This is a genomic window from Plantibacter sp. CFBP 8798, from assembly GCF_014841195.1.
GTDB classification, from domain to species: domain Bacteria; phylum Actinomycetota; class Actinomycetes; order Actinomycetales; family Microbacteriaceae; genus Plantibacter; species Plantibacter auratus.
In genome coordinates this window covers 17,062-32,946 of the sequence record NZ_JACYTS010000004.1, presented here as the reverse complement: position 1 = coordinate 32,946, position 15,885 = coordinate 17,062, and the positions used below count along the sequence as shown (strand labels likewise).

Here is a 15,885-nt window from a genome sequence, read left to right as displayed (position 1 = left end):
CATTGTGGAGTGACCGCTCTCGACGACCTCCCCATCCGCGACGACCTCCGAGGACAGCGCCCGTACGGCGCTCCCCAGGCCCTGGTGCCGGTGGCGCTCAACGTCAACGAGAACACGCACCCGATCCCCGAGGCGGTCGCGCACGACATCGTCGCCTCGCTCGCCTCGGCGGTCCTCACGGTGAACCGGTACCCCGATCGCGAGTTCACGGAACTCCGGGAGGCACTGGCGGGATACCTGGGTCACGGGGTGTCCCCGGAGCAGATCTGGGCGGGGAACGGGTCGAACGAGGTGCTCCAGCACATCCTGCAGGCCTTCGGTGGTCCCGGGCGATCGCTCCTCGGGTTCACGCCGACGTACTCGATGTATCCGCTCCTGGCCGCCGGTGTCGGCACCAGGTGGATCCCCGCGACGCGCGACGCCGAGTTCGAGCTCTCGCCCGAGACCGCCGCGCGTCAGGTGGCCGAGGCGGATCCCGACCTCGTGTTCCTCTGCTCGCCCAACAACCCCACCGGAACACCGTTGTCGCTCGAGACCATCGCCGCGGTCTACGAGGCCTCGCGGGGCATGGTGATCGTCGACGAAGCGTATGCGGAGTTCGCTCCTGACGACGAGGCGAGCGCGCTCACGCTGTTGGAGGGGCGTCCGCGCCTGATCGTCTCCAGGACGATGAGCAAGGCGTTCGCCTTCGCCGGGGTCCGTCTCGGGTACCTCGCCGCCGACCCCGCGGTCGTCGACGCGTTGAGACTCGTCCGGCTCCCGTACCACTTGAGCGCCCTGACGCAGGCGGCCGCGACCGCCGCGCTCCGGCACGCCGACGAGATGCTCGCGATGGTCGACGACATCCGGACCCAGCGCGATCGCCTCGTCGTCGAGCTCGGCCGTCTCGGCTACGACCCGAAGCGGAGCGGATCCAACTTCGTGCTGTTCGGCGGCGTCGCCGATCCGCACGCGGCGTTCGAGGCGCTCTTGGCGCGGGGGATCCTCATCCGTGACGTGGGCATCCCGAACCACCTGCGGGTGACCGCGGGCACCGAAGCGGAGACGACCGCGTTCCTCGAGGCCCTGGCGGCGATCAGCCCCGCCTGACCATCCCTCGGCCGGGCGGAGGTGGGGCGCCTGCTCACGGCAGGCGGGAGATGGCCTCCTCGGCGGCGACCCAGGGGAGCATGGCGCACTTCACGCGGGCGATGTAGCGCGAGACGCCGCTGAACGCCGCGGCGTCTCCGAACCGTTCCTCGTCGAACTCGAGCGTGCCCCGCGAGCGGATGACCGTGCGGAACTCGTCGACCAGGGCCTGGAGCTCGGCCGGCGTGAGGCCTGCTGCGAGGTCGCTCAGGCAGGAGCTCGACGCCTGCGAGATCGAGCAGCCGTGCCCCTCCCAGGCGATCGGTGCGAGACGACCGTCGGGCCCGGGGTGGAGCTGCAGGGTGACCTCGTCGCCGCAGGTGGGGTTGAGCTGGTGCGACTCGGCGGCGGGCGCGTCCCGCAACCCGAAGCCGTGGCGCTGGCGGGCGTGGTCGAGGATGAGCTCTTGGTAGAGGCTCTCCAGGCCGCTCATCGGGACACCCCGAAGAACGGACCGACGAGGGTGGCGGCCTCGAGGAAGGCGTCGATCTCGGCCTCCGTCGTGTAGAGGTAGCTGCTCGCGCGGGTGGACGCGGTGAGGCCCAACCGGCGGTGGAGTGGTTGCGCGCAGTGGTGACCGACGCGCACCGCGATGCCGCGATCGTCGAAGAACTGACCGACGTCGTGGGCGTGCACGCCGGCGAGGTCGAAGCTCGCCAGCCCGGCGCGAGGAGTTCCGGGCGGCGGGCCGATGAGCGTGACGCCGGGGATGGCGGCGAGTCCGGCCGCGAGTCGCTGTCCGTAGGCCGCCTCGGTGGCGTGGACACGGTCCATGCCGACCGCTTGCAGGAACCGGACGGCGCTCGCGAGGGCGATCGCCTGCGACACCGGCTGGGTCCCGGCCTCGAACCGTTGCGGGGCGGGCAGGAACTCCGCGCCGTCGAGTGTGACGGTCGTGATCATCGACCCGCCGGTGAGGAAGGGGGGAAGGGCATCGAGCAGCCGGCGGCGACCCCACAGGGCCCCGATGCCGTTCGGACCGAGCATCTTGTGGCCGGAGAACACGAGGAAGTCGACGCCGAGGGACGGGACGTCGACGGGCAGGTGCGGGACGGACTGGCAGGCGTCGAGCACGGTCAGCGCGCCGACGCGTTCGGCGAGGGCGACGAGCTCGGAGACCGGCGCGATCGCCCCGGTGACGTTGGACACGTGTGCGAACGCGATGATGCGCGTGCGTTCGCCGATGACGTCGCCTGCGGCGTCGAGACGCAGCACGCCGTGGTCGTCGACCGGCAGGTGACGGAGGGTCGCACCGGTGCGTGCGGCGAGTTGCTGCCAGGGGATGAGGTTCGCGTGGTGTTCGAGTTCCGTGACGACGATCTCGTCGCCTGGGCCGAGGCGGAATTGCTCGGCGGCGGCACCACCGAGGCCGGCGCTCGCATTCCCGATGGCCCCGGCGATGAGGTTGAGGGCTGCGGTCGCGCCGGAGGTCCAGACGAGTTCCCGCTCGTCGGCACCGATGAACGCGGCGACGGTCGCGCGCGCGTCCTCGAAGAGCTCCGTCGCTTCGGCGGCCAGGAGGTGGGCGCCACGGTGGACGGCGGCGTTCTGGTGCGTCGAGTAGTCACGCTCCGCGTCGATGACCTCGATCGGGCGTTGCGAGGTGGCTCCGGAGTCCAGATAGACGAGCGGGTGTCCGTTCATCTCGCGGGCGAGGATCGGGAACCGTTCACGGAGAGCGGCGATCTCCGTCGCGTCGAGTGGGACGGCCGGGGCGATGCTGGGTGTGGAAGTCATGACCTCTCAACGATAGGCGTCGCCACGCCCTGGTGCAGCCGCATGACGCGACGATGCCCACCCGTCGACACACGGCGTGCAGCGCCGGTGCGCTCGATACACTGGATCCCATGACCACCCAGCAGCGCACGGCCCGGATCCAGCGCGCGACGAGCGAGTCCAGCATCGAGCTGGAATTGAACCTCGACGGCACCGGCACGAGCAGCATCGAGACCTCCGTCCCGTTCTACAACCACCTGCTCACGGCCTTCGCGAAGCACTCGCTGACCGACCTGACCGTCCGTGCGACGGGCGATGTCGACATCGACGTCCACCACACGGTCGAGGACGTCGGTATCGTCCTGGGCCAGGCGATCCGTCAGGCGCTCGGCGACAAGGCCGGCATCTCGCGGTACGGCGACGCGCTGGTCCCGCTCGACGAGGCGCTCGTGCAGGCCGTGGTCGACATCTCCGGTCGTCCGTACCTCGTGCACGGCGGGGAACCGGCCGGATTCGAGTTCCACCTCATCGGCGGGCACTTCACGGGTTCGATGGTGCGTCACGTCTTCGAGGCGATCACCTTCAACGCGGGCCTCACCGTGCACGTGAACGTCCTCGGCGGTCGCGATCCGCACCACATCGCCGAAGCGGAGTTCAAGGCGTTCGCGCGGGCCTTCCGGCAGGCGAAGGCGTTCGACCCCCTGGTCCAGGGCATCCCGTCGACGAAGGGCGCGCTGTGAGTGCACGCCCGTCGGTGGTCGTCCTCGACTACGGCTCCGGCAACGTGCACTCCGCCGTCAAGGCCCTCGAGCTCGCCGGCGCCGACGTCGTGCTGACGGGCGACCGCCAGGCCGCCCAGGCCGCCGACGGTCTCGTCGTGCCAGGGGTCGGTGCCTTCGATGCGGTGATCGGCGCCCTTCGTTCCTCGCACGGCGACGAGGTCATCGACCGCCGTCTCGCGGGAGGCCGTCCGGTCCTCGGCATCTGCGTGGGGATGCAGGTCATGTTCGAGCGCGGCTTGGAGCGCGGGTCCGAGGCCGACGGCCTGGGGGAGTGGCCGGGAGCGGTGACGGAACTCGAAGCGCCCGTCCTGCCGCACATGGGATGGAACACGGTGTCGCCGGACGCGGGGTCCGTGCTCTTCGACGGCCTCGCCGACGAACGCTTCTACTTCGTCCACTCCTATGCCGCACAGCAGTGGACCCTCGAGGTCATGCCGCCGTTCCCCGAGCCACGGCTCACCTGGGCGACGCACGGGGTGCCGTTCCTCGCGGCCGTCGAGAACGGTCCGCTGTCGGCGACGCAGTTCCATCCGGAGAAGTCGGGCGACGCCGGCATCCGCCTGCTGTCCAACTGGCTCGGCACCCTGTAGCCGACTAGGATCAGGTGCTTGTGCCGCGAGGCATGCTGTGCGCCGGGAACCGAGGGGCTCGCAGCTCCCGAAGAGACGGTGGATCATGAACGAGTTCAACACGACGGCCGGACTGACGCTGCTCCCCGCGATCGACATCGTGGACGGCAAGGCCGTCCGGTTGACGCGCGGCGAGGCCGGTTCGGAGACGAACTACGGTGAGCCCGTGGACGCGGCCCTGGACTGGGCCCGTCAGGGGGCGGAGTGGATCCACCTCGTCGACCTCGACGCCGCGTTCGGCCGTGGCGACAACCGGTCGATCATCCGCAAGGTCATCTCGAAGGCGCGCGGCGTCAACATCGAGCTGTCGGGCGGCATCCGCGACGACGCCTCCCTCGAGCAGGCGCTCGAGACGGGCGTCGCACGCGTCAACCTCGGGACCGCGGCGCTCGAGAACCCCGAGTGGGCCGCGAGTGTCATCGCCCAGTACGGCGAGGCGATCGCGGTCGGCCTCGACGTCCGTGGCACGACGCTCGCCGCTCGCGGCTGGACGCAGGACGCCGGCGACCTGTGGACGGTCCTCGACCGTCTCGAGGAGGCGGGCTGCGCACGCTACGTCGTGACGGACGTCACGAAGGACGGCACGATGCAGGGGCCGAACATCGAACTGCTCCGACAGGTGCTCGAGCGCACGGAGCGGCCGGTGGTGGCCTCCGGCGGCATCTCGAGCCTCGACGACCTGGTCGCCCTGCGCGAGCTGGTCCCCCTGGGGCTCGAGGGCGCCATCATCGGGAAGGCGCTCTACAACGGCGCGTTCACCCTGGCCGAGGCGCTGGATGTCTCGGGCCGCTGACGAATCCTCCGAGCCCGACCGGCACGGTCCGTCGGGCGGGCATGCCCACCATGCGGCGGGTGGCGCCGATTCGGCCGGCCAGCCCTGGGCTGGTCGGAGCTTCCAGCCGAACGCGAGTTCCGGTGACGACGGCAGTGCGCCTGAGCGGCTGATCGAGTCCCTCCGACGCTTCCGGGCCGGCGAGGTCGGCGAGGCCGAGGTCGTCGACGCGTTCCGGGACTCCCGTCTGCTCATCCCGCTCGTGGCCCACCTCGGTGAGGCCGGCGAGAACGAGCACGGCCAGTTGGTCGACAAGTCGCAGGAGCTGTCCATCGTGACGGTGACCGGTCCGGACGGCCGCACCGTGCTCCCGGTGTTCAGCTCGGTGCAGGCGATGTCCGCCTGGAACCGGACGGCGAGGCCGATCCCGGCCGACGGCGTCCGGGTCGCCCTGGCGGCCGCGAGTGAGCAGACGGACGTCGTGGTCCTCGATCCGACGTCGAGCACCGAGTTCGCCGTACGCCGCCCCGCGCTGTGGGCGATCGCGCAGTCGCAGCCGTGGACGCCCAGTTTCGCGGACCCGCTGGTGCGCGAAGCGTTCGAGCGGTCGATCGAGCAGGAGCTCGCGGTCGTGAGTGTGCGTCTGCGAGCCGGAGATCCTGAGGCGAAGCTCGCCGGATCCGAGCTCGTGGTCGAGCTCGGCCTGCTGCAGGGACTGACCCAGCAGGAGCTCGATGCGGTGCTCGCGCGGCTCGCTCAGCGCTGGGCCGCGGACGAGGTCATCGCGACGCGCGTCGACTCGCTCGCGGTGTCGCTCCGCCCCGCCGACTGATCGGCGAGGCGGAGCACCGCGCTGCGATCAGGTGACCGGGCCGGTCCACTTCTCGCCGGGACCCTTGCCGATGGGATCCTGGATGGTGGACGCCTCCCGGAAGGCGAGCTGCAGGGACCGCAGGCCGTCGCGCAGCGAGCGGGCGTGCATGTCGCTGATCTCCGGGGCACCTGCGGTGATGAGCCCGGCGAGGGCGTTGATGAGCTTGCGGGCTTCGTCGAGGTCCGTCTGGGCGTCGGGGGCGTCCGCGAGGCCGCACTTGACCGCTGCGGCGCTCATGAGGTGCACGGCGGCGGTGGTGATGACCTCGACGGCAGGGACGTCGGCGATGTCCCGGGTGGCCTGATCGGCCCCTCCCGACTCGTCGTCGTGGTCGTACGGGCTGGTGGTGTTGTTCACGTGGATCCTCTGTTAGACTCGTGCGGTGCTCCGAGACATGTCTCGGTACGAAAGAGGAGATTCTCCCACCCGCGCTTGACCGCTTCATAAGGTTACCGGGTTGTCACGCTCCGCCTGTCGCTTCACCGCTTCGGGTCGTCGGGCGTGGTGCCTTCCGACAGGTGTTCTGAACACCGGCGGAGGGTACGGGTGTGTGGTGAACCGATTTCGTCGCGTCGCAGGTATCGGACCTGGTCGCGTGGCATCCCACCCAGTCAGAGGAGCTCCGCATCAGCGATCCCCGTACCAATGACCGTATCCGCGTCCCGGAGGTCCGACTCGTCGGTCCCGGCGGAGAACAGGTCGGCGTCGTCAAAATCGAGGTCGCCCTTCGCCTCGCGCAGGAAGCGGATCTCGACCTCGTCGAGGTCGCACCCAACTCCAAGCCGCCCGTTGCGAAGATCATGGACTACGGCAAGTTCAAGTACGAGGCTGCGCAGAAGGCCAAAGAGGCCCGGCGCAACCAGGCGAACACGATCCTCAAAGAGGTCCGGTTCCGCCTCAAGATCGATCAGCACGACTACGAGACCAAGCGCAAGCGCGCCGAGGGCTTCCTCAAGGCCGGTGACAAGGTGAAAGCCATGATCCAGTTCCGCGGCCGCGAGCAGTCCCGCCCAGAGCAGGGCGTCCGCCTGCTCCAGAAGTTCGCCGAGGACGTGTCCGAGTGGGGCACCGTCGAGTCCACCCCCATGGTCGACGGTCGCAACATGGTGATGGTCGTCGGTCCACTCAAGAACAAGTCCGAGGCGAAAGCCGAAGCCAACGCACAACGTGCGGCATCCAAGGCACGTCCGGCTGAAGCCGACGAAGCCGACGAGGCTGCTCCGGTGGAGTCATCCACCGACGAGAACCGATAAGAAACGAGGAATCCCATGCCGAAGCAGAAGACCCACTCCGGGGCCAAGAAGCGATTCAAGGTCACCGGCAGCGGCAAGCTGATGAAGCAGCAGGCCGGTATGCGACACAACCTGGAGAGCAAGTCCAGCCGTCGCACCCGTCGCCTGAACCAGGACCAGGTGCTGGCGCCCGCCGACGCCAAGGTCATGAAGAAGCTGCTCGGTCGCTAGACCGTTTACCCGTAAGGAACTAGGAACATGGCAAGAGTCAAAAGGGCGGTCAACGCTCACAAGAAGCGTCGCGTCATCCTCGAGCGCGCCGCCGGTTACCGCGGTCAGCGTTCGCGTCTGTACCGCAAGGCCAAGGAGCAGGTCACTCACTCCCTCGTCTACTCGTACCGCGACCGTCGTGCGCGCAAGGGTGACTTCCGTCGCCTCTGGATCCAGCGCATCAACGCGGCTTCGCGCGCCAACGGCATGACGTACAACCGCTTCATCCAGGGTCTCGGTCTCGCCGGGATCGAGGTCGACCGCCGTATCCTCGCGGACCTCGCGGTGCACGAGCCCGCCACCTTCGCGGCCCTCGTCGCGTCGGCCAAGGCCGCGCTGCCCGCCGACACCTCGGCGCCCAAGGTCTCCGCGTAGTCGGNGTTTCGTCTGTCCGGAGTGCGACCCATAGGATGGGTGCGTGCTTGACAATCCGCGGTCACCGCGCGTCCGTTCCGTCGCCAAACTCGCCAAGCGTCCGGCGAGACAGGAGACCGGCCTGTTCCTCCTCGAAGGACCACAGGCGGTCTCGGAGGCCCTGCAGTTCCGGCCCGACCTGATCCTCGAGCTGTATGCGACGCCGACGGCCCTCGAGCGCTACACCGAGATCGGGGCCGCGGCCACCGATGCGGGACTCGAGGTCGAGTTCGTCACCGAGCAGGTCCTCGAGTCGATGGCCGACACCGTCACCCCGCAGGGGTTCATCGCGGTCGCGCAGCAGTTCCCGACCTCGATCAAGGACATCTTCGCCGGAGAGCCGCAGCTTGTCGTCATCCTGGAGGAGGTCCGCGATCCGGGCAACCTCGGGACGATCATCCGAGCTGCCGACGCCGCCGGCGCGGACGCCGTCGTCCTGAGCGGACGGACCGTCGACCTCTACAACCCGAAGGTCGTGCGCTCCACGACCGGCTCGCTCTTCCACCTGCCCGTCGCGGTCGGTGTCGAGCTGCCCGCCGTGCTGGAACGGGCCCGTGCAGCGGGACTGCAGACGCTCGCGGCCGACATCAAGGGCGAGGACCTCCTCGTGGCCCGGTCGGAAGGTGTGCTCGCGCGGCCGACGGCATGGGTGTTCGGCAACGAGGCCAGGGGACTCACCGACGAGCACCTCGAGCTCGTCGACCGTGCGGTTACGGTACCGATCTACGGCCGTGCCGAGAGCATGAACCTGGCCACGGCGGCATCGGTGTGCGTCTTCGAGAGCGCGTTCGCGCAGCACGCGTGAGCGCCTGAGGCGTCGACCGTCGAGGTTACGAAACGGTAACCGTAGCGCTTCCGTCATGCGCACGAAACACACGGTCACCTAGTTTGGGTTACATGGAGCCAACAGTGTCCCCGAACTCCGGCCCGACGGAACCCGATGCAGCAGCCTCGCACGGTGCCGCCGGCGCATACGAGACCACGAGCAACCCGATCCAGGCAGGGCGCGGCGAGCCCCTCGTCGTCATGGAGAATGTCGAGAAGCACTACGGCGAGTTCCACGCCCTGAAGGACATCAACCTCACCGTCAACAAGGGTGAGGTCGTCGTCGTGATCGGACCGTCCGGGTCCGGCAAGTCGACCCTCTGCCGGACGATCAACCGGCTCGAGACGATCAGCTCGGGGGAGATCCGGATCGACGGCAAGAAGCTGCCGGAGGAGGGCAAGCAGCTCGCCGAGCTGCGCGCCGACGTCGGCATGGTGTTCCAGTCGTTCAACCTGTTCGCGCACAAGACGATCCGCGAGAACGTCACCCTCGGCCCGATCAAGGTGCGCAAGCAGAAGAAGCGCGACGCCGACGATGCGGCGAAGGTGCTGCTCGAACGCGTCGGCATCGGCGTGCAGGCCGACAAGCTGCCGGCACAGTTGTCCGGCGGGCAGCAGCAGCGCGTGGCGATCGCCCGCGCCCTCGCGATGAAGCCGAAGGTCATGCTGTTCGACGAGCCGACCTCGGCCCTCGACCCCGAGATGATCAACGAGGTCCTCGACGTCATGGTGCAGCTCGCCAGCGAGGGCATGACGATGATCGTCGTCACCCACGAGATGGGCTTCGCCAGGAAGGCCGCCGACCGCGTCGTCTTCATGGCCGACGGCGAGATCCTCGAGGACACCGACCCCGAGTCGTTCTTCACGAACCCGCAATCCGAGCGGGCGAAGGACTTCCTGTCGAAGCTCCTCACCCACTGACCCATCCGACTCCGGATCGCGCGACCCGCGCGGCGACCCGGAACTGACCAACCGATCGGCCCGTCCCGGGCACCAAGGAAGGAAGGAAAACATGCGCAAGAGGCTCATGTTCATCACCGCGGGAGTCGCTGCAGCAGCGCTCGCGCTCAGCGGGTGCAGCGGCGGCGACGCCGGCACCGGATCGACCGACGGCGCGTCCGACGGCGGCGCACTCTTCGAGGTCGCCTCCGACGTCCAGCTCGAGGGCAGCCCCACGTACGACGCGATGGTGAAGGCCGACAAGGTCCGCATCGGCGTCAAGGAGGACCAGCCCGGTCTCGGATACCTCGACGCCGCCACCGGCGAGCGTTCCGGCTTCGACGTCGAGATGGCCACCTGGATCGCCGCGTCGCTCGGCTTCGACGCCGACAAGATCGAGTTCAAGGCGATCCCGAGCGCCAACCGCGAATCGGCCATCGTGAACGGTGACATCGACTACTACGTCGGCACCTACTCGATCACCGACAAGCGCAAGGAGCAGATCGACTTCGCCGGACCGTACTTCGAGACCGGCCAGGGCCTGCTCGTCGCCGCGGACAACGACGACATCAAGGGCGAGGACGACCTCGCCGGCAAGACCGTGTGTTCGGCGACGGGCTCCACGCCCATCCAGAACATCAAGGACAACTTCCCCGACACCAAGACGGAGGAGTTCGACACCTACTCGCAGTGTGTCGAGGCCCTGAACGACGGCAAGGTCGACGCGGTCACGACCGACCAGGCGATCCTGATCGGGTACGCGGCGCAGTTCCCCGACGACCTCAAGGTCGTGGGCGAGCCGTTCAGCACCGAGCTGTACGGCATCGGTCTGCCGAAGGGTGACGACGCCCTCCGCCACTTCATCAACACGATGTTCACCGATGGCGGCGACACCTGGACCAAGATCTACGACGCCACCCTCGGCGCCTCCGGCACCAAGGTGACCCAGCCGGCGGTCGACGACTACTAAGCAGCGCCCCGGGCGGCCGCCGACCAGCGGCCGTCCGGGGGAGCTGTCCCGTCGACTCCGCCCAGGCGCCCGCCAGGGGCGTCCCCCTCCCGAAAGGCGTGCGCGACATGAACGTCCTGCTCGACAACCTCGACCTCTTCGTCACGGGCTTCCGCAACACCCTGCTGCTCTTCGTGGTGTCGGGGTTCTTCGCGCTCATCCTCGGCACCATCGTCGGTGCCATGCGGGTCTCGCCGGTCCCGGCGATGCGCCTCTTCGGCACCGTGTACGTCAACACGGTGCGCAACACCCCGCTGACCCTCATCCTCTTCTTCTTCGCCTTCGGCTACCCGAAGCTCGGGCTCCCCGAAGTGAGCTACACGACGCTCGCGATCATCGGGCTGAGCCTCTACACCGCGACCTACGTCGCAGAGGTCCTGCGGTCCGGCGTCAACACGGTGCCGATCGGTCAGGCCGAGGCCGCACGCGCGATCGGGCTGCCGTTCGGACAGACCATGACGCTCGTCATCCTGCCGCAGGCGTTCCGTGCCGTGCTGCCTCCGCTGTTCAGCGTGCTCATCGCCCTACTCAAGAACACGACGGTCGCCGCCGGCTTCTCCGTCGCCGAAGCGGGCGCGATCCGCGCGAACCTGTCAGAGCGCGGTGAGCCGCTGCTCGTCGGTCTCCTGTGGGTCGCCCTCATCTTCGTGGCGCTCGTGTCGCTCCTGTCCCTCGCCCAACGGGCCTTCGAGAAGAAGTGGAGGATCGCGCGATGAGCTCCGTCCTGTTCGACACCCCCGGCCCGAAGGCCATCGTCCGCTATCGCTGGATCGGTGCGGCGACGGTGCTCGTCGTCGCCGGCATCCTCGCCTTCGTCGTCTTCCGCTTCATCGAGACCGGACAGTTCACCGCCTCGAAGTGGAAGCTCTTCACCTTCCCGCGTGTCTGGGAGCAGATCCTCCAGGCGACGGGTGCGACCCTGTCCGCGTTCGCGGTCGCCGCCGTCTGCAGCGTCGTCCTCGGACTGGTGCTGGCGATCGGCCGACTGTCCGACCACAAGATCATCAGCGTCCCCTTCACGATCTTCATCGAGTTCTTCCGGGCGGTCCCGGTCCTCATCCTGATGATGCTCATGTACTACGGGCTGCCGCCCCTCGGCTTCACCTTCGTGACGCCGTTCGTCGCCGTCGCCATCGCGCTGACGCTGTACAACGGCGCGGTGTTCTCCGAGATCTTCCGAGCGGGTATCGAGTCGCTGCCGAAGGGGCAGGGCGAGGCCGCCTACGCCATCGGCCTGCGGAAGTCCGCCGTCCTGCGCCTCATCCTGTTCCCGCAGGCGATCCGCGCGATGCTGCCGGTGATCATCGCCCAGCTCGTCGTCGCCCTCAAGGACACGGCACTCGGCTTCCTGATCACCTATCAGGAGCTCCTCTACCTCGCGAAGCAGTTCGGGTCGCAGGCGCTCTACGGCAGCCCGATCATCCCCTCGATCATCGTGATGGGCTCGATCTACATCGTGCTCTGCCTGATCCTCTCGGGCGTCGCGAAGATCGTCGAGGTGCGTACCCGACGGTCGCCGCGGACGCCGAAGGAACAGGCCGTGACCGAGGACACGACGACCAAGATCCTCGGCATCCAGGCGGGGAACCAGTCGTCCGGCGCGAGCATCTGACGTCGTCCCGACGGAGCCCGGGCGATCGGGCCGCCGTCGGGGCGAGGACGGTCGCCCATGTGGGCCGACCGCCTGGGTAGACTTGGCTCTCGTGTCCGACGCATCCCCAATCTCCGAACCAGCGGTGAACGCCGCGGTCGACGCCGCTCTCGAAGCGATCGCCGCAGCCACCGACTCGGCCGCCCTGAAAGCGGTCCGATCAGCCCACGCCGGCGAAGCGTCACCGCTCGCCGCCCTCAACGGATCGCTCCGCAGCGTGCCGAACGACCAGAAGGCCGCGCTCGGCAAGCTGGTCGGTCAGGCCCGCGGGCGCGTCTCGAAGGCGTTGAGCGAGCGCGAGGGCGAGATCGTCGCCGCCGAGACGGAGGCACGCCTCGCCGCCGAGGCGATCGACGTCACCGCCGTGCCGCTGCGACGCATGCCCGGTGCCCGGCACCCCCTCACGCTGCTCCAGGACCGCGTGTCCGACATCTTCGTCGGCATGGGATGGGAGATCGCCGAGGGGCCCGAGGTTGAGAGCGAGTGGTTCAACTTCGACGCCCTGAACTTCGACGCCGACCACCCGGCCCGCGCGATGCAGGACACCTTCTTCGTGGAGCCGCTGGAGTCGCACCTCGTCCTGCGGACGCACACCTCGCCGGTCCAGGTGCGCTCGCTGCTCGAGCGCGAGCTCCCCGTGTACGTGCTCGCCCCCGGGCGCGTCTACCGCACGGACGAGCTCGACGCGACGCACACGCCCGTCTTCATGCAGTTCGAGGGTCTCGCCGTCGACAAGGGCCTGACGATGGCGCACCTGCGCGGAACGCTCGATCACTTCGTGAAGAGCGTCTTCGGTGACGACGCGAAGGTCCGCCTGCGTCCCAGCTACTTCCCCTTCACCGAGCCGAGCGCCGAGCTCGACTTCTGGCACCCGACCTTCAAGGACGGACCGCGCTGGATCGAGTGGGGTGGGTGCGGCATGATCAACCCGAACGTGCTCCGGTCCGCCGGTATCGATCCCGAGGTCTACTCGGGCTTCGCCTTCGGGATGGGCGTCGAGCGCGGTCTGATGCTGCGCGACGGCGTGCAGGACATGCGAGAGATGGTGGAGGGCGACGTCCGCTTCTCCCAGCAGTTCGGGATGGTGGTGTAGTCGTGCGTGTTCCATTGAGCTGGCTCGGGGAGTTCGTCGAACTCGCCCCGGGGACCACCCCCGAAGACGTCCACGCCGCGCTCGTGCGCGTCGGGCTCGAGGAGGAGGACGTCCACCGCTTCGAGCTGACCGGTCCCATCGTCGTCGGGGAGGTCCTCGAGTACGTCGAGGAGCCGCAGACCAACGGCAAGACCATCCGCTGGTGCCAGGTCCGCGTCGCCGAGGGTGACGCCGAGGGCGCCGTGCGGGGCATCGTCTGCGGTGCCGGCAACTTCTTCGTCGGCGACCAGGTGGTCGTCACCCTGCCCGGCGCCGTCCTGCCCGGTCCGTTCCCGATCGCCGCTCGCAAGACCTACGGCCACGTGTCGGACGGCATGATCGCCTCGGCTCGTGAGCTCGGTCTCGGTGAGGACCACGACGGGATCCTGCGTCTCTCGACAATCGGGGTCGAGGCACCCGTCGGCACCGACGCGATCAGCCTGCTCGGTCTCGACGACGCTGCGGTCGAGCTCAACGTGACGCCCGATCGCGGCTACGCGTTCTCGATCCGAGGGGTCGCACGCGAGTACTCGCACGCGACCGGTGCGGCCTTCCGCGACCCGGCGGCGAGCGTCCCCGAGGCGTTCACCGGGCCACTCGACGGCTTCCCCGTCACGATCGAGGATGCGGCGCCGATCCGCGATCGCGTCGGGTCGAGCGTCTTCGTCACCCGCGTCGTGCGCGACGTCGACCCGACGAAGCCGACCCCGCCGTGGATGGTGGCGCGGTTGAAGCTCGCCGGCATCCGCTCGCTGTCGCTCGTCGTCGACATCACGAACTACGTCATGCTCGAGCTCGGACAGCCGATCCACGGGTACGACCTCGACAAGCTCACGGGCGGCATCGTCGTCCGGCGCGCGCGGGCGGGCGAGACCTTCGTCACGCTCGACGGCCAGGAGCGGAAGCTCCACGACGAGGACCTGCTGATCACCGATGACTCGGGCCCGATCGGGCTCGCGGGCGTGATGGGTGGCCTCGACACCGAGATCACCGATGCCACGCGCAACGTCCTCATCGAGGCCGCGAACTTCGACCAGGTGTCCATCGCGCGGAGCGCGCGCCGCCACAAGCTGCCGAGCGAGGCCTCGAAGCGGTTCGAGCGCGGTGTCGATCCGCAGATCGCCGTCGCGGCCGCCGGTCGCGTCGCGCAGTTGCTCGTCGACCTGGCCGGTGGCCGGACGGACGACCTCGGCTTCACCGTCACCACGGCGCCGGATCGCGAGCCGATCCTGCTCCCCGACGACTACATCAACGGCCTCATCGGCGTCACGTTCGGAGCGGACGAGACACGATCCGCGCTCGCCGAGATCGGCGCGGCCGTCGAGGCGACCGATGGCGGCCTGCTCGTGACGCCGCCGAGCTGGCGCCACGACATCACCGGCAAGGAGGACCTCGCCGAGGAGGTGGCGCGGATCCTCGGATACGACCGCATCCCGTCGGTGCTCCCCGTCGCGCCTCCGGGACGTGGGCTCTCGCGTTCGCAGCGGTTGCGCCGTGGGGTCGCCGATGCGCTCGCCTACGGCGGCGCGACCGAGGTGTTGGCCTATCCGTTCGTCTCCGCCGAGGAGAACGCGCGGTTCGGCGCTCCGCAGCCGGGTGCGTTCCCAGCCGTGAAGCTCGCGAACCCGCTCGACGCGAAGGCCCCCTTCCTCCGTGCGTCGATTCTGCCCGGTCTCCTCGCGGTGGCCCACCGGAACGTCTCGCGCGGTCTGACCGACCTCTCGATCTTCGAGGTGGGCGCGGTGTTCCGTCCGTCCCGTCACGGCGCGTTCGGCCAGGCCGAACTCCCGCAGGCGGCGGTCCGTCCGAGCGAGGCCCAGCTCGAGGAGCTCGAGGCGGGGGTCCCGGCCCAACCGCGTCATCTCGGATTCCTCGCGGTCGGCAACGCCGTCGCGAAGCAGCCGGGCCAGCCCGCCGTCGCGGCCGGTATCGCGGACGCGCTCGAGGCCGTCCAGGCCGTCGCGGTGGCGACCGGTGTCGAGATCACCGTCTCGCAGGGCAGCCACCAGGCACTGCACCCCGGACGGACTGCGGCGCTGCATGTCGGCGACGTCCTGGTGGGGTACGCGGGGGAGGTGCACCCGGCGGTCGCCGAGGAGGCGAACCTGCCGCGCGTCGTGGCGGTCGCGGAACTCGACCTGGATCGCATCATCGCGCTCGGCGACGCACTGCCCGAGGCGGTCGGCATCGGCACCCTGCCGGCGGCGACGCAGGACCTGTCGCTGCTCGTCCCGGAAACTGCCGCGGCCGGAGCCGTCCTCGACGCCGTCCGCGAGGGCGCCGGTTCCCTGCTCGAGCACGTCCGTCTCGTCGACGACTACCGCGGTTCGGGCGTGCCGGACGGGCACAAGAGCCTCACCTTCGCCCTGCGGTTCCGTGCACCCGACCGCACGCTGACGGCCGCGGAGGCGAGCGATGCGAAGCTCGCCGGTGCGGCTGTCGCGTCGGAGCGCTTCGGCGCGACCATCCGGGACTGATCCCGTTCGGACGAACGACAGCGGCCCCGCGGATC

Annotated in this window: 18 protein-coding genes; 15 read left to right on the top strand and 3 right to left on the bottom strand. The window is 69.1% G+C overall.

The window, feature by feature from the left end; all coding sequences use genetic code 11:
• Positions 1 to 9 precede the first annotated feature (9 nt).
• Positions 10 to 1,089 carry a histidinol-phosphate transaminase gene (locus tag IFU30_RS17810; RefSeq protein WP_192006538.1) on the top strand — a complete coding sequence of 360 codons (1,080 nt, stop codon included), beginning with the start codon at positions 10 to 12 and terminating at the stop codon, positions 1,087 to 1,089.
• 34 nt (positions 1,090 to 1,123) lie between these two features.
• On the opposite strand, the gene sufU is transcribed toward IFU30_RS17810, so the two are convergent.
• Together sufU and IFU30_RS17800 are read right to left on the bottom strand one after the other, a co-directional pair.
• Entirely contained in the window at positions 1,124 to 1,561 is a 438-nt protein-coding gene (sufU, locus tag IFU30_RS17805; protein WP_191941341.1) for a Fe-S cluster assembly sulfur transfer protein SufU, read from the bottom strand.
• A complete protein-coding gene (locus tag IFU30_RS17800) occupies positions 1,558 to 2,865 on the bottom strand; it encodes a SufS family cysteine desulfurase (RefSeq protein WP_192006536.1) in 1,308 nt (435 codons plus the stop codon). The genes sufU and IFU30_RS17800 overlap by 4 nt, the downstream gene beginning before the upstream one ends.
• A gap of 110 nt (positions 2,866 to 2,975) precedes the next feature.
• Here IFU30_RS17800 and hisB point away from each other — a divergent pair, with 110 nt between their 5' ends.
• From hisB to IFU30_RS17780, 4 genes are all read left to right on the top strand, one after another.
• Positions 2,976 to 3,584 carry an imidazoleglycerol-phosphate dehydratase HisB gene (gene hisB / locus IFU30_RS17795; protein WP_079707070.1) on the top strand — a complete coding sequence of 203 codons (609 nt, stop codon included), beginning with the start codon at positions 2,976 to 2,978 and terminating at the stop codon, positions 3,582 to 3,584.
• Complete coding sequence (gene hisH, locus IFU30_RS17790) at positions 3,581 to 4,216, top strand: imidazole glycerol phosphate synthase subunit HisH (RefSeq protein ID WP_159879037.1); 636 nt, start codon at positions 3,581 to 3,583, stop codon at positions 4,214 to 4,216. Before hisB ends, hisH begins: the two co-directional genes overlap by 4 nt.
• 85 nt (positions 4,217 to 4,301) lie before the next feature.
• Positions 4,302 to 5,048, top strand: a complete 747-nt coding sequence (gene priA, locus IFU30_RS17785) for a bifunctional 1-(5-phosphoribosyl)-5-((5-phosphoribosylamino)methylideneamino)imidazole-4-carboxamide isomerase/phosphoribosylanthranilate isomerase PriA (RefSeq protein WP_079707068.1) — start codon at positions 4,302 to 4,304, stop codon at positions 5,046 to 5,048.
• Positions 5,032 to 5,859 carry an SseB family protein gene (locus IFU30_RS17780; protein ID WP_192006533.1) on the top strand — a complete coding sequence of 276 codons (828 nt, stop codon included), beginning with the start codon at positions 5,032 to 5,034 and terminating at the stop codon, positions 5,857 to 5,859. Before priA ends, IFU30_RS17780 begins: the two co-directional genes overlap by 17 nt.
• Before the next feature lie 27 nt (positions 5,860 to 5,886).
• Here the strand turns inward: IFU30_RS17780 and IFU30_RS17775 are convergent, their stop codons facing one another.
• Entirely contained in the window at positions 5,887 to 6,258 is a 372-nt protein-coding gene (locus IFU30_RS17775; RefSeq protein WP_056012072.1) for a DUF1844 domain-containing protein, read from the bottom strand.
• 230 nt (positions 6,259 to 6,488) lie between these two features.
• Between IFU30_RS17775 and infC the strand changes: the two genes are divergently transcribed.
• The 10 genes from infC (at position 6,489) to pheT (ending at position 15,850) form a co-directional block, all read left to right on the top strand.
• Positions 6,489 to 7,154, top strand: a complete 666-nt coding sequence (gene infC / locus IFU30_RS17770) for a translation initiation factor IF-3 (RefSeq protein WP_194719021.1) — start codon at positions 6,489 to 6,491, stop codon at positions 7,152 to 7,154.
• A 15-nt stretch (positions 7,155 to 7,169) separates the two neighbouring features.
• Positions 7,170 to 7,364 (top strand): 50S ribosomal protein L35, encoded by a 195-nt coding sequence (rpmI, locus tag IFU30_RS17765; protein ID WP_056012069.1) that lies wholly within the window; start codon positions 7,170 to 7,172, stop codon positions 7,362 to 7,364.
• A gap of 27 nt (positions 7,365 to 7,391) precedes the next feature.
• A complete protein-coding gene (gene rplT, locus IFU30_RS17760; RefSeq protein WP_064294422.1) occupies positions 7,392 to 7,778 on the top strand; it encodes a 50S ribosomal protein L20 in 387 nt (128 codons plus the stop codon).
• Between the two features lie 43 nt (positions 7,779 to 7,821).
• Positions 7,822 to 8,622, top strand: a complete 801-nt coding sequence (locus IFU30_RS17755) for a TrmH family RNA methyltransferase (RefSeq protein WP_079707067.1) — start codon at positions 7,822 to 7,824, stop codon at positions 8,620 to 8,622.
• 221 nt (positions 8,623 to 8,843) lie between these two features.
• Positions 8,844 to 9,563 carry an amino acid ABC transporter ATP-binding protein gene (locus tag IFU30_RS17750; RefSeq protein WP_079707380.1) on the top strand — a complete coding sequence of 240 codons (720 nt, stop codon included), beginning with the start codon at positions 8,844 to 8,846 and terminating at the stop codon, positions 9,561 to 9,563.
• A gap of 91 nt (positions 9,564 to 9,654) precedes the next feature.
• Positions 9,655 to 10,551 (top strand): glutamate ABC transporter substrate-binding protein, encoded by an 897-nt coding sequence (locus IFU30_RS17745; RefSeq protein ID WP_079707066.1) that lies wholly within the window; start codon positions 9,655 to 9,657, stop codon positions 10,549 to 10,551.
• 107 nt (positions 10,552 to 10,658) lie between these two features.
• Positions 10,659 to 11,306, top strand: coding sequence for an amino acid ABC transporter permease (locus IFU30_RS17740; protein ID WP_124769498.1), 648 nt, complete (start codon positions 10,659 to 10,661; stop codon positions 11,304 to 11,306).
• Positions 11,303 to 12,202 carry an amino acid ABC transporter permease gene (locus IFU30_RS17735; protein WP_138944586.1) on the top strand — a complete coding sequence of 300 codons (900 nt, stop codon included), beginning with the start codon at positions 11,303 to 11,305 and terminating at the stop codon, positions 12,200 to 12,202. Before IFU30_RS17740 ends, IFU30_RS17735 begins: the two co-directional genes overlap by 4 nt.
• Positions 12,203 to 12,293: 91 nt before the next feature.
• On the top strand, positions 12,294 to 13,334 hold the full coding sequence (pheS, locus tag IFU30_RS17730) for a phenylalanine--tRNA ligase subunit alpha (RefSeq protein WP_124769496.1): 1,041 nt from the start codon (positions 12,294 to 12,296) through the stop codon (positions 13,332 to 13,334).
• Between the two features lie 2 nt (positions 13,335 to 13,336).
• Positions 13,337 to 15,850, top strand: coding sequence for a phenylalanine--tRNA ligase subunit beta (gene pheT, locus IFU30_RS17725; RefSeq protein ID WP_192006531.1), 2,514 nt, complete (start codon positions 13,337 to 13,339; stop codon positions 15,848 to 15,850).
• Positions 15,851 to 15,885: the final 35 nt, after the last annotated feature.

Excerpts from the sequence above, each read along its gene's own strand:
- sufU (WP_191941341.1), bottom strand. The coding sequence starts at position 1,561 with ATGAGCGGCCTGGAGAGCCTCTACCAAGAGCTCATCCTCGACCACGCC.
- IFU30_RS17800 (WP_192006536.1), bottom strand. The coding sequence starts at position 2,865 with ATGACTTCCACACCCAGCATCGCCCCGGCCGTCCCACTCGACGCGACG.
- hisB (WP_079707070.1), top strand. The coding sequence starts at position 2,976 with ATGACCACCCAGCAGCGCACGGCCCGGATCCAGCGCGCGACGAGCGAG.
- priA (WP_079707068.1), top strand. The coding sequence starts at position 4,302 with ATGAACGAGTTCAACACGACGGCCGGACTGACGCTGCTCCCCGCGATC.
- IFU30_RS17780 (WP_192006533.1), top strand. The coding sequence starts at position 5,032 with ATGTCTCGGGCCGCTGACGAATCCTCCGAGCCCGACCGGCACGGTCCG.
- rpmI (WP_056012069.1), top strand. The coding sequence starts at position 7,170 with ATGCCGAAGCAGAAGACCCACTCCGGGGCCAAGAAGCGATTCAAGGTC.
- rplT (WP_064294422.1), top strand. The coding sequence starts at position 7,392 with ATGGCAAGAGTCAAAAGGGCGGTCAACGCTCACAAGAAGCGTCGCGTC.
- IFU30_RS17750 (WP_079707380.1), top strand. The coding sequence starts at position 8,844 with ATGGAGAATGTCGAGAAGCACTACGGCGAGTTCCACGCCCTGAAGGAC.
- IFU30_RS17745 (WP_079707066.1), top strand. The coding sequence starts at position 9,655 with ATGCGCAAGAGGCTCATGTTCATCACCGCGGGAGTCGCTGCAGCAGCG.
- IFU30_RS17740 (WP_124769498.1), top strand. The coding sequence starts at position 10,659 with ATGAACGTCCTGCTCGACAACCTCGACCTCTTCGTCACGGGCTTCCGC.
- IFU30_RS17735 (WP_138944586.1), top strand. The coding sequence starts at position 11,303 with ATGAGCTCCGTCCTGTTCGACACCCCCGGCCCGAAGGCCATCGTCCGC.